Raw genomic sequence first — 16,729 nt, forward strand, 5'->3', positions numbered from 1 at the left:
ATGCAGAACATTGAATTAATGGCGCCAGCCGGAAATTTTGAATCCTTACAAGCCGCTTTAGATAATGGCGCGGATTCTGTGTATTTTGGGGTTGAACAACTTAATATGCGGGCGAGAGCATCTATTAATTTTACCTTAGATGATTTACCAGAAATAGCCAAACGCTGTCAGGCTAAAGGCGTAAGAACCTATTTAACTTTAAATACCATTATTTACGACCATGATTTATCGATTGTAAAAGCCTTAATTAACAAAGCTAAAGAATCAAATATTACAGCCGTTATTGCCATGGATCAAGCGGTGATTATGACCGCCAGAGAAGTAGGTATGGAAGTTCATATTTCAACCCAAATTAACATCACGAATATTGAAACGGTTAAATTTTATGCGTTGTTTGCTGATACCATGGTGTTAAGTAGAGAACTTAGTTTAAGACAAGTAAAAAAGATAACCGAGCAAATAGAAAAAGAGCAAATTAAAGGACCTTCGGGGAAACTCATAGAAATTGAAATTTTTGGTCATGGAGCTTTGTGTATGGCGGTTTCAGGCAAGTGCTATATGAGTTTGCACTCGTATAACTCGTCTGCAAATAGAGGTGCTTGTAAACAAAATTGCAGAAAAAAATATACGGTTATTGAGCAGGAAACGGGTTTTGAAATGGAGATTGATAATGAATACATCATGTCTCCAAAAGATTTGTGTACGATTGATATTTTAGATCAAGTGGCAGATTCTGGAATTAAGGTTTTGAAGATAGAAGGACGCGGAAGAGCGCCAGAATATGTTGCCAAAGTCATTTCCTGTTACAGAGCAGCTATTGATAGTTTGGAAACTAAAACCTACCAAAAAGAAAAAGTAATTTCTTGGATGCAAGACCTTGAAAAAGTATATAATCGCGGGTTTTGGAATGGCTATTATTTAGGTCAGAAATTAGGAGAATGGAGTGAAGGTTCTGGGTCGCACGCTACCCAAAAGAAAGTGTATATTGGTAAAGGTGTTCACTATTTTCCAAAACCAAAAATTGGCGAGTTTCAAATTGAAGCGTATGATGTTTCGGTTGGCGATACCATTTTAATTACGGGACCAACCACAGGGGTAAAAGAAATGCAGGTGAATGAGATGATGGTAAACGATAAAAATTCTTCAAAAGGAAAGAAAGGCGATTCTGTAACCATTCCGTTAGGTTTTAGAATACGACCATCTGATAAGTTGTATAAAATCGTAGAAAATAAAGTAGAGGCGTAATGGTGATTGTAACCTTGCAACGCCAAAAATGTATTGGCTGTAATTATTGTGTTGAGTTGGCGCCAAACCAATTTCAAATGTCAAAAAAAGACGGGAAATCGGTCTTGCTACATTCCAAAGATAAAAAAGGATTTTTTACTTTAAAATCAAACGAAAACACCATTTTTGATGAGTGCGATAATGCCTCCAAGGCGTGCCCCGTTAAGATTATAAGTGTTAAAATGATTTAGTATTCATGATAATAACACTTCTATTTTAAAGTAAACATAATAATCTTATCTTTACCTTTTAAAATAATTATAAACCTTCATTCGTAATAGTTTTATTAACGAATTCAATATATAAAATGTATGAGTTGTAACAGTTGTTCAACTGAAAAAGACGGTCAACCAAAAGGATGTAAAAACAATGGTACTTGTGGTACCGATAGTTGTAACAAACTAACGGTTTTTGATTGGCTGGCAAATATGTCGCTTCCTAGTGGAGAAAAACCATTTGATTGGGTAGAAGTTCGTTTTAAAAACGGACGCAAACACTATTATAAAAACACCGAAAATCTAACGTTAAGTATTGGTGACGTTGTGGCAACACAAGCTCAATCTGGACATGATATTGGTATGGTGACGCTTACTGGAGAATTGGTACGCGTTCAAATGAAACGTAAAAATATCGACCAAGAAGGAGAAGAAATTTTAAAAATTTACAGAAAAGCAAGTCAAAAGGATATCGATATTTGGTCGGCAGCAAGAGACAAAGAAGAGCCAATGAAAGTAAAAGCTCGCCAATTTGCAATTGACTTAAAGTTACAAATGAAAATTTCGGATATCGAATTTCAAGGTGATGCCAGTAAAGCTACTTTTTATTATACAGCTGAAGAACGTGTAGATTTTCGTGAACTTATAAAAGTTTTCGCAAGAGAATTCAGAACCCGTATTGAAATGAAACAAGTAGGGTTTCGTCAGGAAGCCTCCAGACTTGGCGGTATAGGATCATGCGGACGTGAGTTGTGTTGTTCAACATGGTTAACAGATTTCCGTTCTGTAAGCACATCGGCAGCACGATATCAGCAATTATCCCTAAATCCTCAAAAATTAGCAGGACAATGTGGAAAATTAAAATGCTGTTTAAATTATGAGTTAGACACCTATCTGGATGCCTTAAAAAGTTTCCCTTCAACAGATATAAAACTGCAAACCGAGAAAGGAACTGCTGTGTGCCAAAAAACAGATATTTTCAAAGGCCATATGTGGTATGCTTACGAAGGCGAATGGATGAATTGGCACAAAATAACAACCGATCAAGCCAACGAAATTATCAGTCTCAATAAAAAAAGAACAAAGGTGGCGAGCCTTGAAGAATATGCCGCTACCATTGTTGAGGATACTAAAAACCAGTTTGAAAACGTTGTGGGTCAAGATAGTTTAACACGCTTTGATAGTCCAAAACCCGCAAATAAACGTAAAAAGAGAAGGAACAATAAAAACAGAAGAAAACCTCAAAACTCACAAAACGCTAAAAATAATGCGAAATAATCTATTGTTATTTTTTTTAGGTCTCTTTTTAATAGTTGTTTCATGTGACTCAAAAAGAGTTTATGACGAATATAAATCCGTTCCTAATGAATGGAATAAAGATTCAATAATTACGTTTAAAATAAATCCACCAGATTCTATAAAACCGTATAATTTATTTGTTGATTTAAGAAATACAAATGAATATAAGTATAGTAATATCTTTTTAATTGTTGAAATGGTATTCCCACATGGTAGAACGATAAAAGATACGTTAGAGTACAGAATGACAGATCCAAGTGGTAAGTTTTTAGGAACGGGACTTATGGATGTTAAAGAAAATAAATTGTGGTATAAAGAAGATGTGGTGTTTAAAGAAGCAGGAGAATATACCGTAAATATTCAACATGCCATGAGAGAAAATGGTAAGGTACATGGTGTTGTTTCTCTTGAAGGAATTACAGATGTTGGGTTTAGAATAGAAAACACCAAAAAAAATTTAAAGGAGTAGTCTTATCGAGTGTTTTTTAATAGTTGTAAAAACAATCTCGAAATGAATTTATATTAAAATTAAATGGCAAAGACAAAACAAGTTAAAAACAACAATCAAGAGTTTGATAAATACGTGCGTTGGTTTTGGATACTTTTTTCAGCAGGTATTCTTTTTGTAATATTAATTTTTTCGTTAGCATCTTGGGGCGCTTTCGGTGAGCTTCCAGACCATACACAACTTGAAAACCCCGAAACACATTTAGCAACCGAAATTATTTCTTCGGATGGAGTAACCTTAGGTAAGTTTTATTTTAACGATAACAGAACCCCTGTTGGTTATGATGACTTACCAAAACAATTAATTGATGCGTTAGTAGCAACAGAAGATGCCAGGTATTACGAACACTCTGGAATTGATGCCAGAGGAACGCTTCGAGCTATCGTGAAATTAGGTAGTGGTGGGGGTGCTAGTACCATTTCACAACAATTAGCAAAACAATTATTTCATGGTGAAGGGTCTACTAATATGTTTGAAAGAATATTGCAAAAAGTAAAAGAATGGATTATTGCTATCCGTTTAGAACGCCAATATACCAAGGAAGAAATTTTAGCTCAGTATTTTAATATTTATGATTTTGGGAATTTTGCAGACGGTATTCGTAGCGCATCAAGAATTTATTTTGGCAAAGAACCTAAAAATTTAGATTTAAAAGAATCAGCTATGTTGGTTGGGATGTTTAAAAATTCATCTCTGTATAACCCTTTGCCAGACAGAAACCCCGTTGGAGTGAGAAACAGACGTAATGTGGTGTTGGCTCAAATGAAAAAATACGGATATATAACAGAGAAAGTTAAAGATTCACTCCAAAAAACAGAGTTAGATTTACACTATTCACCAGAATCACATCGAGAAGGTCTTGCAACCTATTTCAGGGAATATCTCAGAGGATTTATGAAAGATTGGATTAAAAACAATCCAAAGCCAGATGGCACCTATTATAATTTAAATAGCGATGGTTTAAAAGTATATACAACCATAGATTCTAGAATGCAACAATATGCAGAAGCTGCCGTACAAGAGCACATGCCTAGGTTACAAGCTGAATTTTTTCATCAAAATACACCAGATAGAAACCCCACAGCGCCTTTTTTAGAACTTGATAAAAGTGAAATTGATGACTTGATGAATCGTTCTATGAAACAATCAGAACGTTGGCGACATATGAAATATGATTTAGGAAAGTCTGATAAAGAAATTAAAGAAACGTTTTATAAACCTATTCAAATGCGGGTTTTCTCATGGAAAGGTGAAATAGATACTATTATGAAGCCTATTGATTCTATGCGTTATTCTAAGTCGTTTTTACATACAGGACTTATGTCTATGGATCCTCAAACAGGGCAAGTAAAAGCTTGGGTTGGTGGTATTAATTATAGATATTTTCAGTATGATCATGTGAAAACAGGAAAACGTCAGGTTGGTTCAACCTTTAAGCCGTTTGTGTACGCTACAGCTATTGATCAATTGCATTTGTCTCCTTGTGATACTCTTCCGCGTTCTCAAATTACTATTGAAGCCGGTAAATTTGGAAACCCAGAACCTTGGTCGCCAAAAAATAATGGTGGTGAATATGGAGGTTATATGACGTTAAAAGATGCGTTGGCAAACTCTGTAAATACGGTAACGGCTAGAGTTATGGATAAAGTAGGACCAAAGCCCGTTGTCGATTTAGTGAAAAAACTAGGTGTGGAATCTGAAGTGTTGCCAGTTCCTTCAATTGCTCTAGGAACAGCAGATTTGAGCGTATATGAAATGGTAGGAGCCTATTCGGCATTTGCCAATAAAGGAGTGTATACAAAACCAGTTATGGTAACTAGTATTACTGATAAAAACAATACGGTACTATATCAAGTAAAACCTGAAACTAGAGATGTATTAAGTGATGAAACCGCCTATGTAACGGTTAAACTTATGGAAGGCGTTACGCAATCAGGTTCAGGAGTGCGCTTAAGAACATCAGGAGCAGAGACTTACAGAGCTGACTATAGAGAAATAGTAACTGGTTATCCGTATAAATTTACAAACCCTATTGCTGGTAAAACAGGAACCACTCAAAATCAAAGTGATGGTTGGTTTATGGGTATGGTACCCAATTTAGTAACAGGAGTTTGGGTAGGTGCAGAAGATAGATCGGTGCATTTTGCAACTGTTACCTATGGACAAGGTGCTGCTATGGCATTGCCTATTTGGGCTTTATATATGAAAAGTTGCTATGCTGATAAAGACTTAAATATATCTCAAGAAGATTTTGATGTTCCTAAAGACCTTACTATTAGGGTAGACTGTTCTGATGATACAGATACAAATACTAATAGTAACACCTCAAAACCTGAAGAAATCCCAGATGATTTGAATTTTTAAATCGTTTTTGCAAACTCAATAAAGAAATCTACCGATTCCGGGTTTTTCATAGAATCAACATTAATTGATTTCTCAAAAGGCATTTTTAGTAATATCTTTTTAATAGGAGCTTCCATTTTTTTACCACTAATAGTATACGGAATATCTGCAACTTCAATGATATCGTCTGGTACGTGTCTGGGCGAATATTCTTTTTTGAGTTGTTGATTAATGGCTGTTTTCACATCGTCAGTCAACTTGTATGATGGTTTCATTTTTACAAATAAAGGCATATAGTGTTGGCCGCCTTCAAGTTCTAAATTAACAATAAGAGAATCTTCGATAGTATTTATTTTGTTGATACATCTGTAAATTTCACTGGTGCCAATGCGTATGCCATGTCTGTTTAACGTGGCGTCAGATCTTCCATAGATAACAATCCCATGCGTTTTTGAGTTGATTTTTATAAAATCACCATGCCTCCATTTATGGGGGAATTGTTCAAAGTAACTGGCTTTATAGCGCTGGTTATTGTCATCGTTCCAAAAATAGATAGGCATTGAAGGCATGGGTTTATCAATCACCATTTCACCTAATTCATCTTCAACAGCTTGTCCATTATCATCATAAGCATAAAGAGACACACCTAGCGCTTTACATTGTATTTCACCTGGGTGAACTGCATATAGCGGCGTACCGCCTACAAAAGCGGTGCAAACATCGGTTCCTCCAGCCATAGAGCATAGCCATACATCAGATTTTATATTGTTATAAACATATTCAAAGGCTTCATGGGGTAAAGGAGCTCCTGTTGAACTTATAGAACGTAAAGATGTTAAGGCGTATTCATTTTTTGGTCTGATATTGTTTTTCATACTAGCCACTAAAAAAGGCGCACTTGTTCCAAAATGATTGATTTTTAAATCTTCTGAAAACTTCCAAAGCATGTTGAAGTTTGGATAGGTTGGACTGCCATCATACAACACAATGGTTGCTCCCATTAGTAAAGCAGATTGTAAAAAGTTCCACATCATCCATCCTGTGGTACTATACCAAAAGTAGCGTTCTCCTTGATGCACATCATTATGAAATGCCATGTATTTTAAATGTTCCAATAAAATACCTCCGTGCGAGTGGACAATTGCTTTTGGTAATCCTGTAGTGCCCGATGAATATAAAACCCAAATAGGGTGACTAAAATCTACAGGTTCAAAAACTAATTGATCTGCTATAGTCTTAAATACTGCGTTAATATTTATAAAGTCTTCTGGAAATTTTGAAATATCTTCTTTGTTTAAATAAGGTAGAACAATACCCTTTTCTAGTGTGGGTAATGCCTTGGAAATATTAACAGCGACTGATGTTTTATCATAAGGTTTGCCGTTATAATAATAGCCATCCGTAGTGATAAAAACTTTGGGTTTAATTTGAGCAAAGCGGTCAATCACACTTTCGGTTCCAAAATCTGGAGACGTACTTGACCAAATGGCGCCTATTGAGTTTACAGCCAAAAATGAAATGGTTGCCTCTGGAACGTTTGGTAAAAAAGCCACTACGCAATCACCTTTTGTTACACCTATTGATTTTAAATAAGCAGCCATTGAAGCTACCTTTTGCTTTAAATCGGCCCAAGATAATTCTATATATTCACCTTGTTCGTTACTGAAAATGATAGCTGTTTGATTAGGTTGAGACTGTCTAAATATATGTTCGGCATAATTGAGTTGTGCGCCATGAAACCACTCAAAATCTGGCATGGTAGTCATTTTTAAAACAGACTCATATGGGCTATGAGAAATAACATTGAAATAGTCCCAAATACTTTTCCAAAAATCACTGGCATTAGTAACCGACCATTGCCATATATCTTCGTAGGTAGTAAAATGCAAATTATGATTGTCTGCTAACCATTTTTGGTAGTTGAATAAGTGACTATTTTCTTTAAAAGATGTTGAGCCTTCCCATAGTTTATTATCAGACATTTTTGTAAAATTTAAGATTCTTAAATATAAGCAATCTATAAATAATGAACGTGTATGTTTTTAATGGAAATATAGAATTAATAAATAATTGAAATACATAATAATTGTAGTACATATCATCTAAAAGTTAAAAATATATGCTTTTCGTCGATTATTGATGTTTTTTAGACGATAAATTGAAAAACTTTGCTACTTTTATAATCCCCAAAACAAACTGAATTAATTTAATAGAATCCCAAATTTACCATAAACTTACGACTTATGAATATTGCAACAAATCTACCTGAACAACCTACTAATAGTACTGAAAGCAAATTCAAAGAAACACTTAAAGAGAATTTGCGATTTTTAAAGAGTGTATTGTATTTAACAAAAAAAGTTTTTATGCTGTAATACAGCATAAAAACTTTTTTTAATAGGTATACTAGTCAAGTTATTTAACTCTTGATACTTTTAAAAAGTACTAACAATTTTTTTGTAAACAAGTATAACTCATATATAAAATACAATACAAAGTATTTTTATATATGAGTTATTTCGTTTTCATGAAGAATGTCATCACCTCTTAAGCGCAGAAATATTTGAGCTACGGCAATGGTGTCTTTTTCACAGTAAATAACAATTCTATCAATATTATTTTCTTCGTAGAATACGCTGTAGACTTCGCTACCGTCTATATCATCTTTAGGAGATGGAATGCCTAAAACATTGGTTAGTAATTTTAAAGAAGTATAAGTTTTATAATCACCAAATTTCCATAAATCTAAGGTGTCTAGATGCGGAATTTCCCATGGTTTTTTACCAAATAAATTTAGTTTATAAGGCAATTCAATGTTATTAATAATCATTCGTCGCGCTATGTACGGGAAATCAAATTCCTTACCGTTGTGCGCGCACAATAGATGTTTTGTTTCACTAAAATGAGAAATCAGGAGGTTTTTAAAGTCCATTAAAATGGAAATTTCATCACCATAAAAAGAGGTAACTCTAAAATTTCTTAGGTCTCCTTTAAAGGTAAAATAGCCGACCGAAATACAGACTATTTTGCCAAATTCGGCCCATATGCCAGCATGGTCATAAAATTCTTCGGCAGTAAACTCGTCTTTTCTTTGGTATTGCGATTTGTGCTCCCAAAGTAGTTGTTTGGTTTCGTCTAAATCAGAAAAATATTGTGTTTCTGGAACTGTTTCAATATCCAAAAACAAAATATTTTCTAGGTTCAGTTTTGAAATCATTTTTCAAGCATTTTATAAGCCTCATTAATATAGGTAGTAATATCTTCAGTAAACGAAGCTACTTCAACGTTTGATCCTTTTGAATGCCCTAGTCTTACAATAATAACGTTGTCCTCTGGTTCTACAATTACATATTGCCCAAGATGCCCGCGCATCATAAAAAAGTCTTTTCCATTTTGATGTTTTAACCACCAACCGTAACCATACTCCGGACTTTCTTTAAAGCGTGGTTTTATAGACTTTGCTACAAAAGCAGAATCTAAGATTTGTTTGCCATTCCATTTCCCGTGGTCTTTAAAAAGTTTTCCATAGCGAGCAAAATCCTTAGCATTGCTTGCTATACAGCAATACGCTTTTACTAAATCATTTTCTTTACTATCTACTTGCCAAAGCGTTGAGTTTTCACAACCTAAAGGTTTCCAAAAACTTTCTTCTAAGTATTTATACATTTTTTTACCAGTGGCTTTTTCAATAACCATGGCTAGTAGTTGAGTGTCTCCACTGGCATATTTATAAACTTTTCCTGGTTCATCAACTACTTTTAAGCCTAACATAACTTTTTCTAAATCGTCATCAAAATAAGCACGTGTCGTGATAGATAATGGAGAGTAGTATGCTTCATCCCAATTGGTTCCAGAACACATACTAGATAAGTCGCCGACAGTCATTTTAGCTGCTAAGCCTTCACTAAAAGTGGGTAAAAAATCACTTACTGGTTGATCTAAACTTTTAATATACCCTTGTTGAATTGCTTTTCCCATAAGTCCAGACACATAACTTTTTGCCATGGAAAATGAATTACTTTTCGAATTTTCTCCAAAGCCATCATAGTAGTTTTCAAACCAAATACTGTCATTTTTTATAATTACATATGCAATAGTACCATTGGCTTTGTTTATTTTTTTTAACGTTTCTGTTTCTTCAACCGTGTTATAATCTTTATGTTCGGGCCAAGGTTGTGGGGTTCCTATAGCAATAGGTTCATTATCAAATTTTTTATAATCTTCTAAATAAGCAGTGGAATGTCCTGTAAGATAAATAGTTCTTACTGCTTTTATTAAATAATCAGTATCTGTTGCGTATAAGACAACAATTAGTAATCCGATGAGAATAACAATCCATTTAAAGAGCTTTTTTAAGAATTTCATTTTTAAAAAGTTTAGTTGAAATAAATATAGGAAAAATTTTATGTGTTTTTGATTTTGAAAGGTTTGAAATTTAAAAAAGCGATTGTTGTTTGAAAGGACTTTCGTGTTCTAACAACCACTGTTTTCTATGTAGCCCACCAGCATAACCTGTTAAAGTGCCATTAGAACCAATAACGCGGTGACAAGGAACAATAATCCAAAGAGGATTTTTGGCATTGGCATTGGCAACGGCGCGAATAGCTTTAACGTCTCCTAATTGTTTTGATAATTCTAAATATGACATTGTTTTTCCGTAAGGAATTTCAAGAAGTTTGTCCCATACTTTTTTTTGAAAATCAGTACCTTGTGGGTTTAATTTTAAATCAAATTGTTTCCGTTCTCCTTCAAAATATTCTTTAAGTTGAATGGCACAATCTTCAAGTTCAACAGGAATAATATCGGTAATTTTTTCTTCAGAATTTAAAACCGTTACAGAGCTGATACCATTAAAATCACCAACAATTTTGGTAAAACCTAAAGGTGATTTAATGATACAGGTTTCCATTAATCTTCGGTAGTTTCATCTTCAATTAATCCTAACTTTTTGGCTCGTGTTTCCCAACTCCGTCTTGCCAATAATTGAAGATCGGGAACATTGTCACTTTCATCCATAATTTCCATTCCCAATAAGGTTTCAATAACATCTTCCATAGTTACCAATCCATTTACAGAACCATATTCGTCGACTACTAAAGCCATATGGTTTTTACTTTCTATCAGTTCTTCAAACAGGCTAGGAATGGGGATGTCTCTATTAATAATAATAATAGTTCTTTTAATATCTGCTAGTTTTTTATGACCGTTCCCAAGAGCCATTTCTCTAAAAACATCATCTTTTAAAACTAATCCTGTAATATTATCATAATCGTTTTCGAAAATAGGAATTCGGGAAAAGCGAATGTTTGAATTTTTATCGAAAAAGACTTTAATAGATTCGTTCTCATTTTCAATTTTCATGACGGGTCTCGGAGTCATAATGTCTTTAACCAAAACATCTTTAAAAGTAAGCATATTTTTAATCACCTTACTTTCAGATTTTAAGAACACTCCTTTTTCTTCAGCAAGATTCGTCATAGCTTGAAAATCTTCTCTACTAAGGGCGCTGCCATGATGCCCTTTGCCTCCAATAAGTTTTGTGGTTAGCTGAAGCAACCATAAAAGCCCCGTATATTTTAATGGAAAAATTAAAATGGTTAGTGCTTTTGAAGTAAAATTAGCCAGGAATTTCCAATAGGTTGCCCCAATGGTTTTTGGAATAATTTCAGAGGCCACTAAAATTAAAAAGGTCATAATTGCCGACACTATGCCTACGGTATTAATACCAAAAAGTTCAATTTTATACGGTAGTTTTTCAGCCTCTATACCAACCATCATAGCTCCTAAAGTATGGGCAATGGTGTTTAGAGTGAGAATCGCAATTAAAGGTTTGTCTACATCTTTTTTTAAAGTTTCTAAGGTTAATGCATACTCTTTTCCTTCTTGTTTTTTTACGTTTATAAATGTAGGTGTAATACTTAATAAAACAGCTTCAAGAATAGAACATAAAAAGGAAAAGAAAATAGATATGGTTGCCCAGAAAATTAGTGCATTCATTAAAACTTATTTTAATTGTGAAAATACAAAATTAAATTCACAACACTTTGTAAAAGCTAGTAGCTATATAGAACTTAATCTTTTTTTAATGCGGTATAAAATACTTCCTGTAAAGCTGGACGAATATTTAGACTATATAAGTTTCTGTTTGCTCGTGTAGGATATACACGATTTGATAGAAAAATAAAAACCAACTCGTTTTTGGGATCTGCCCAAAGAAATGTTCCTGTAAAACCCGCATGACCAAAACTTTCAGCACTCACTTCTGGAGCCGGGTAGGCTTCTTTTAAACTAAGCGTATCGTTCCCAATTAAAGGCTTATCGAACCCTAAACCACGCCTATTATCATTTTTAGGATATTGAATTTTAGTAAACTCACTAAGGGTTGATTCTTTTAAATACTGTTTGCCGTCGTACGTCCCTTTCTGCATATACATTTGCATGAGTTTTGCTAGATCTGTAGCGGTACCAAAGAGTCCCGCATTCCCAGAAACGCCTCCTAAAAGGGCTGCATTTTCATCATGCACCCAACCTTTAGTAAGTGTTTTTCTAAAAATAGAATCGTATTCTGTGGGGACAATAGGATTTTTAAAGTGTTTTAAACTAGGTGTATACCCTAAAGTATAACAAGTCAAAGGGCGGTAAAAGTTGTCTTGTAAATAAGTTTGATAGGGAACACCCGTAATATTTTCAATAAGTTGCGGATATATTAAGGAGGCTAATCCAGAATAGTTGTATACTTTTTCTTTGCTGACTTTTGATCGTTTTATTTGTCTAAAAACCTTATTTTTAAATCTGTTTTTCACGTAAATATTTGGAAAAGCTTCGTTTGAAAACCGTTTATTAGGTTGAGTTTTAACAAAACGTCTTTTTATTTTGCCATCTTTTATAACATCACTTAAAAATACAATATAAGGCTGCAAACCAGATTGATGCGCCAGGAGTTCCCTGAGGGTTATATTCTTTTTGTCTTTTTTATGTCGCCAAGATTTCCAATAATAGCTAAACGGTTTATCTAAATCTAGCTTTCCTTCTTCGTACAATTTCATTAAAGCAGGAAGTGGCCCCGTTATTTTAGTCACCGATGCCAAATCATAGATATCATCTAAGCCAACTTTTTGAATACTATCATAGGTATGAAAACCATAGGCTTCATGAAAAATAATTTTTCCTTGTTTAGCCACTAAAAGTTGTGCGCCAGGAAATGCGTGTTCCTCGATGCCTTTTTGCATGATGGAATCAACGCTTTTTTGAATAACTTTAGAGTCTAATCCTACGGATTCTGGGGTATCATATTGTAATTGTGCTTGCGTTAATTGAACACAAAGAAACAAACAAGAAACTTTAAAAGAAAGACTCTTAAACATCATAAGTACAGAATTAATTTTGCAACATCTTTGGCGACCCTTCGACTGCGCTCAGGGTGATAAAACATAAAGGTTTGTTTGATAGTCGTTAACGATTTAAAAGTTTAACGACATCTTTAGCGAAATAACTTGCAATGATATCGGCACCAGCACGCTTTATTGCAGTAACCTGTTCCATCATCACGGCATCATGATTTAACCAACCTTTTTCTGAAGCGGCTTTTATCATGGCATATTCACCAGACACTTGATATACAGCTACAGGAACGTCGACCGCATCTTTTATTTCTCTAACAATATCTAAATAACACAAACCTGGTTTTACCATCACAATATCGGCGCCTTCTTCAATATCCATTTCTGTTTCCCTAATGGCTTCAATGCGATTCGCATAATCCATTTGATAGGTTTTTTTATCTTTTGGAACATCCACCATATCCACAGGAGCAGAGTCTAAAGCATCTCTAAAAGGCCCATAAAAAGCTGAGGCATATTTAGCAGAATAGCTCATAATGCCAGTATTTAAAAAGCCATCATCTTCTAAAGCTTCGCGAATCGTTATAATACGACCATCCATCATATCACTTGGCGCTACAAAATCAGCACCTGCTTTGGCATGTGACAGACTCATATTGGCTAAAAAATCAGCAGTTTCATCATTTAAAATCATTCCATTTTGAACAATACCATCATGACCGTAAGATGAATAGGGATCCATTGCTACATCGGTCATCACCAACATATCTGGACAAGCATTTTTTACAGTTTTAATAGCGCGTTGCATTAATCCGTTAGGATTTAAAGCTTCGGTACCTTTATTATCCTTTAAATTATCGGGCACTTTTACAAATAATAGAACCGATTTCAAGCCCATTGCCCAAAGCTCCTTCACTTCTTTTTCTAACAAATCTAAACTATAACGAAAGTAATTAGGCATCGAAGGAATTTCTTCTTTTACACCCTTACCTTCAACTACAAAAAGCGGTACTAAAAAATCATTGGGTGTAATAATGGTTTCTCTTACTAAAGAGCGAATAGCTTCATTGGCTCTTAAACGTCTATTTCTTCTAAGTGGATACATAGTCTTATTTTAGGAGGTTAAAAATACAAAGTAAAAAGGTTTTAAAACCTTATTGAAGTCATAATTTAAACCCAATTTTTAGCATGTTTTAATACATGAATTAATTTTTCTTCGTCGCTACCTTTTTCTGGATGGTGATTATAAACCCATTGTACATGTGGTGGCAAACTCATTAAAATACTTTCAATACGACCATTCGTTTTTAATCCGAAAAGCGTGCCTTTATCGTGAACTAAATTGAATTCTACATAACGCCCACGGCGTATTTCTTGCCAATTTCTTTGCTCTTTTGAATAGGGTAAATTTTTACGTTTTTCAACAATAGGAACATAAGCTTCAAGGAAACTATCACCAACTTCAGTTACAAAATCATACCAATTTTGCATGCTCATATCTTCTGATGCTTTGCAGTAATCAAAAAATAAACCACCTATACCACGAGCTTCTTCGCGATGCGTATTGTAAAAATACGAATCACATTTTTCTTTAAAATCGGTATAGAAATCAGGATGATGTTTATCACAAGCTATCTTACAAGTTTGATGGAAGTGTTTCGCATCTTCCTCGAACAAGTAATAGGGCGTTAAATCTTGTCCGCCACCAAACCATTGGTCAATAATATTCTCGTTTTTATCATACATTTCAAAATAGCGCCAATTAGCATGAACTGTTGGCACCATTGGGTTTTTTGGATGCAAGACCAAACTTAATCCACAGGCAAAAAAATCAACATCACCAACTTTAAAATAGGATTGCATCGATTTTGGAAGTTTTCCGTGAACACCAGAAATATTCACACCTCCTTTTTCAAATACATCTCCATTTTCAATCACTCGAGTTCTTCCGCCACCGCCTTCAGGGCGTTGCCAGAGATCTTCTTTAAACGTTGCTTTACCATCAATAGCTTCAAGTTTTGAAGTAATGGTATCTTGTAAATCTTGAATATATTGGTAAAATTTATCTTTCATATGTCAACTCGTATAATTCCATATCCAGAGGTGGTTGTCCAGAAGGAATAAATTCGTGTTTTAATGTTTTTTTCCAAACAAAATTGTTTCTTTCAGCCACCTTAACACTGGCTTTATTGGTTTTATGCGAAATGATTTGAAGTGTTTCAAGTTTTAGTTCTTGAAATGCAAATTTTGAAACTGCACGTATGGCTTGGCTCATCCAGCCATTTTTTTCGTAAGATTTACCAATGCAATACGCAAACTCGCCTTTATTTTTGTTCCAATCGATAGACTTTAAAATGATTAAGCCTGCGATGTTTTTAGTTAAAGTGTCTTTAATGGTAAAGGTATATTCTGATTTTGAAGCCATTAAATCAATACGCTTAACAATGTAAGATTTGGAGCTGTCCAGAGTTCTGTTTTCAGACAGTGTTTTAGGTAAATAGCGTTTAAAACGCTCAGTATTTGATACTAATAATTTATTAAGATTAAGAGCGTCTTCGGGTTTTAAGTATTCAATAAAAAATGTATCTGAACGGTAATTCATTTAATAGCAATTGGTCTATAAGTTGTTTAAAGACTGAATGTTAAAATTAAAAAATAGATTCAATAAACCTACTTTTTAATTTTAAATATTCATGCTTATTTAAAAGCTCTAGACTTCTTTATATTCTTTTACAGCATCAATAAAAGCTTTGGCATTTTCTAAAGGAATATTAGGCAAAATACCATGACCTAAGTTTGCGATGTATTTGTCTTTACCAAATTCACGAATCATTTGATGTACCATCTTTTTGATTTCTGATGGTGGCGATAATAATCTCGCAGGATCAAAATTACCCTGAAGAGTAATGTTTCCGCCTGTTAATTCACGCGCTATTTTTGGAGAGCATGTCCAATCAACCCCTAATGCAGAAGCATTCGATTGTGCCATATCTTCTAACGCAAACCAACATCCTTTTGCAAAGGCAATAACGGGTGCTTCGTCTTTTAAAGCTTCTATGATCTGATTGATATATTGCCAAGAAAACTCTTGATAATCAACAGGAGATAGCATACCTCCCCAAGAATCAAAAATCTGTACGGCATCAACACCAGCCTTTACTTTAGCTTTTAAATAAGCAATCGTAGTATCTGTAATTTTTTGTAATAATTGGTGTGCTGCTATGGGGTTTGTAAAACAAAATTCTTTGGTTTTATCATAAGTCTTACTTCCTTGACCTTGAACAACGTAACAAAGAATAGTCCACGGCGAGCCTGCAAAACCAATAAGTGGAACTTCATCATTCAACAATTCTTTAGTTGCTTTTATAGCTTGCATTACATAGCCTAGTTCTACGTTTACATCGGGAACAACAACAGCATCTACGCCTTTTTGATCACGAACGGGATTTGGTAAATACGGACCAAAATTGGGTTTCATTTGGACTTCTATATTCATTGCCTGTGGGATCACCAAAATATCACTAAACAATATGGCAGCATCCATACCAAATCGGCGAATAGGTTGAACTGTAATTTCACTAGCCAACTCAGGAGTTCTGCAGCGTGTAAAGAAATCATATTTTTCACGAATAGCTATAAATTCTGGTAAATAACGGCCTGCTTGACGCATCATCCAAACTGGTGGGCGTTCAATAGTTTCTCCTTTTAAAGCTCTTAAAAATAAATCGTTCTTAATCATA

15 protein-coding genes are annotated in these 16,729 nt (G+C 34.3%); 5 read left to right on the forward strand and 10 right to left on the reverse strand.

Annotated features, from left to right (window positions below; all coding sequences use genetic code 11):
* From G5V56_RS01380 to G5V56_RS01400, 5 genes are all read left to right on the forward strand, one after another.
* Complete coding sequence (locus G5V56_RS01380) at positions 1-1,245, forward strand: peptidase U32 family protein (RefSeq protein WP_394366198.1); 1,245 nt, start codon at positions 1-3, stop codon at positions 1,243-1,245.
* The gene (locus G5V56_RS01385; protein WP_166960142.1) at positions 1,245-1,475 is read left to right on the forward strand and encodes a ferredoxin; all 231 of its coding nucleotides are present in this window, start codon (positions 1,245-1,247) and stop codon (positions 1,473-1,475) included. The genes G5V56_RS01380 and G5V56_RS01385 overlap by 1 nt, the downstream gene beginning before the upstream one ends.
* A gap of 120 nt (positions 1,476-1,595) precedes the next feature.
* Positions 1,596-2,777, forward strand: coding sequence for a PSP1 domain-containing protein (locus G5V56_RS01390; protein ID WP_166960145.1), 1,182 nt, complete (start codon positions 1,596-1,598; stop codon positions 2,775-2,777).
* Positions 2,767-3,267 carry a gliding motility lipoprotein GldH gene (locus G5V56_RS01395; RefSeq protein ID WP_166960147.1) on the forward strand — a complete coding sequence of 167 codons (501 nt, stop codon included), beginning with the start codon at positions 2,767-2,769 and terminating at the stop codon, positions 3,265-3,267. Before G5V56_RS01390 ends, G5V56_RS01395 begins: the two co-directional genes overlap by 11 nt.
* A 63-nt stretch (positions 3,268-3,330) precedes the next feature.
* A complete protein-coding gene (locus tag G5V56_RS01400; protein WP_166960149.1) occupies positions 3,331-5,670 on the forward strand; it encodes a penicillin-binding protein 1A in 2,340 nt (779 codons plus the stop codon).
* Here the strand turns inward: G5V56_RS01400 and G5V56_RS01405 are convergent.
* The 10 genes from G5V56_RS01405 to hemE all read right to left on the reverse strand — a co-directional run bounded on the left by G5V56_RS01405 (position 5,667) and on the right by hemE (position 16,728).
* Complete coding sequence (locus tag G5V56_RS01405; RefSeq protein ID WP_166960151.1) at positions 5,667-7,631, reverse strand: acetoacetate--CoA ligase; 1,965 nt, start codon at positions 7,629-7,631, stop codon at positions 5,667-5,669. The two genes, G5V56_RS01400 and G5V56_RS01405, sit on opposite strands and share 4 nt — an antisense overlap.
* 521 nt (positions 7,632-8,152) lie before the next feature.
* Positions 8,153-8,866 carry a 3'-5' exonuclease gene (locus G5V56_RS01410; protein ID WP_166960153.1) on the reverse strand — a complete coding sequence of 238 codons (714 nt, stop codon included), beginning with the start codon at positions 8,864-8,866 and terminating at the stop codon, positions 8,153-8,155.
* Positions 8,863-10,014: a serine hydrolase domain-containing protein gene (locus G5V56_RS01415; protein ID WP_166960155.1), complete on the reverse strand. Its 1,152-nt coding sequence runs from the start codon at positions 10,012-10,014 to the stop codon at positions 8,863-8,865. Before G5V56_RS01415 ends, G5V56_RS01410 begins: the two co-directional genes overlap by 4 nt.
* A 70-nt stretch (positions 10,015-10,084) precedes the next feature.
* Positions 10,085-10,558, reverse strand: a complete 474-nt coding sequence (locus tag G5V56_RS01420; protein ID WP_166960157.1) for a methylated-DNA--[protein]-cysteine S-methyltransferase — start codon at positions 10,556-10,558, stop codon at positions 10,085-10,087.
* Positions 10,558-11,646, reverse strand: a complete 1,089-nt coding sequence (locus G5V56_RS01425; RefSeq protein ID WP_166960159.1) for a CNNM domain-containing protein — start codon at positions 11,644-11,646, stop codon at positions 10,558-10,560. Before G5V56_RS01425 ends, G5V56_RS01420 begins: the two co-directional genes overlap by 1 nt.
* A 74-nt stretch (positions 11,647-11,720) precedes the next feature.
* The gene (locus G5V56_RS01430) at positions 11,721-13,016 is read right to left on the reverse strand and encodes a serine hydrolase domain-containing protein (protein ID WP_166960162.1); all 1,296 of its coding nucleotides are present in this window, start codon (positions 13,014-13,016) and stop codon (positions 11,721-11,723) included.
* A gap of 85 nt (positions 13,017-13,101) precedes the next feature.
* Positions 13,102-14,094 carry a porphobilinogen synthase gene (gene hemB, locus G5V56_RS01435; protein ID WP_166960165.1) on the reverse strand — a complete coding sequence of 331 codons (993 nt, stop codon included), beginning with the start codon at positions 14,092-14,094 and terminating at the stop codon, positions 13,102-13,104.
* Between the two features lie 65 nt (positions 14,095-14,159).
* A complete protein-coding gene (gene hemF, locus G5V56_RS01440; RefSeq protein WP_166960168.1) occupies positions 14,160-15,062 on the reverse strand; it encodes an oxygen-dependent coproporphyrinogen oxidase in 903 nt (300 codons plus the stop codon).
* Positions 15,052-15,591, reverse strand: a complete 540-nt coding sequence (locus tag G5V56_RS01445) for a GNAT family N-acetyltransferase (protein ID WP_166960171.1) — start codon at positions 15,589-15,591, stop codon at positions 15,052-15,054. Before G5V56_RS01445 ends, hemF begins: the two co-directional genes overlap by 11 nt.
* A 108-nt stretch (positions 15,592-15,699) precedes the next feature.
* Positions 15,700-16,728: a uroporphyrinogen decarboxylase gene (gene hemE, locus G5V56_RS01450; protein ID WP_166960174.1), complete on the reverse strand. Its 1,029-nt coding sequence runs from the start codon at positions 16,726-16,728 to the stop codon at positions 15,700-15,702.
* Between the last annotated feature and the right edge of the window lies 1 nt (position 16,729).

This window comes from Yeosuana marina (genome assembly GCF_011762485.1).
Lineage (GTDB): Bacteria > Bacteroidota > Bacteroidia > Flavobacteriales > Flavobacteriaceae > Yeosuana > Yeosuana marina.

Excerpts from the sequence above, each read along its gene's own strand:
- G5V56_RS01380 (WP_394366198.1), top strand. The coding sequence starts at position 1 with ATGCAGAACATTGAATTAATGGCGCCAGCCGGAAATTTTGAATCCTTA.
- G5V56_RS01385 (WP_166960142.1), top strand. The coding sequence starts at position 1,245 with ATGGTGATTGTAACCTTGCAACGCCAAAAATGTATTGGCTGTAATTAT.
- G5V56_RS01390 (WP_166960145.1), top strand. The coding sequence starts at position 1,596 with ATGAGTTGTAACAGTTGTTCAACTGAAAAAGACGGTCAACCAAAAGGA.
- G5V56_RS01395 (WP_166960147.1), top strand. The coding sequence starts at position 2,767 with ATGCGAAATAATCTATTGTTATTTTTTTTAGGTCTCTTTTTAATAGTT.
- G5V56_RS01400 (WP_166960149.1), top strand. The coding sequence starts at position 3,331 with ATGGCAAAGACAAAACAAGTTAAAAACAACAATCAAGAGTTTGATAAA.
- G5V56_RS01405 (WP_166960151.1), bottom strand. The coding sequence starts at position 7,631 with ATGTCTGATAATAAACTATGGGAAGGCTCAACATCTTTTAAAGAAAAT.
- G5V56_RS01410 (WP_166960153.1), bottom strand. The coding sequence starts at position 8,866 with ATGATTTCAAAACTGAACCTAGAAAATATTTTGTTTTTGGATATTGAA.
- G5V56_RS01415 (WP_166960155.1), bottom strand. The coding sequence starts at position 10,014 with ATGAAATTCTTAAAAAAGCTCTTTAAATGGATTGTTATTCTCATCGGA.
- G5V56_RS01420 (WP_166960157.1), bottom strand. The coding sequence starts at position 10,558 with ATGGAAACCTGTATCATTAAATCACCTTTAGGTTTTACCAAAATTGTT.
- G5V56_RS01425 (WP_166960159.1), bottom strand. The coding sequence starts at position 11,646 with ATGAATGCACTAATTTTCTGGGCAACCATATCTATTTTCTTTTCCTTT.
- G5V56_RS01430 (WP_166960162.1), bottom strand. The coding sequence starts at position 13,016 with ATGATGTTTAAGAGTCTTTCTTTTAAAGTTTCTTGTTTGTTTCTTTGT.
- hemB (WP_166960165.1), bottom strand. The coding sequence starts at position 14,094 with ATGTATCCACTTAGAAGAAATAGACGTTTAAGAGCCAATGAAGCTATT.
- hemF (WP_166960168.1), bottom strand. The coding sequence starts at position 15,062 with ATGAAAGATAAATTTTACCAATATATTCAAGATTTACAAGATACCATT.
- G5V56_RS01445 (WP_166960171.1), bottom strand. The coding sequence starts at position 15,591 with ATGAATTACCGTTCAGATACATTTTTTATTGAATACTTAAAACCCGAA.
- hemE (WP_166960174.1), bottom strand. The coding sequence starts at position 16,728 with ATGATTAAGAACGATTTATTTTTAAGAGCTTTAAAAGGAGAAACTATT.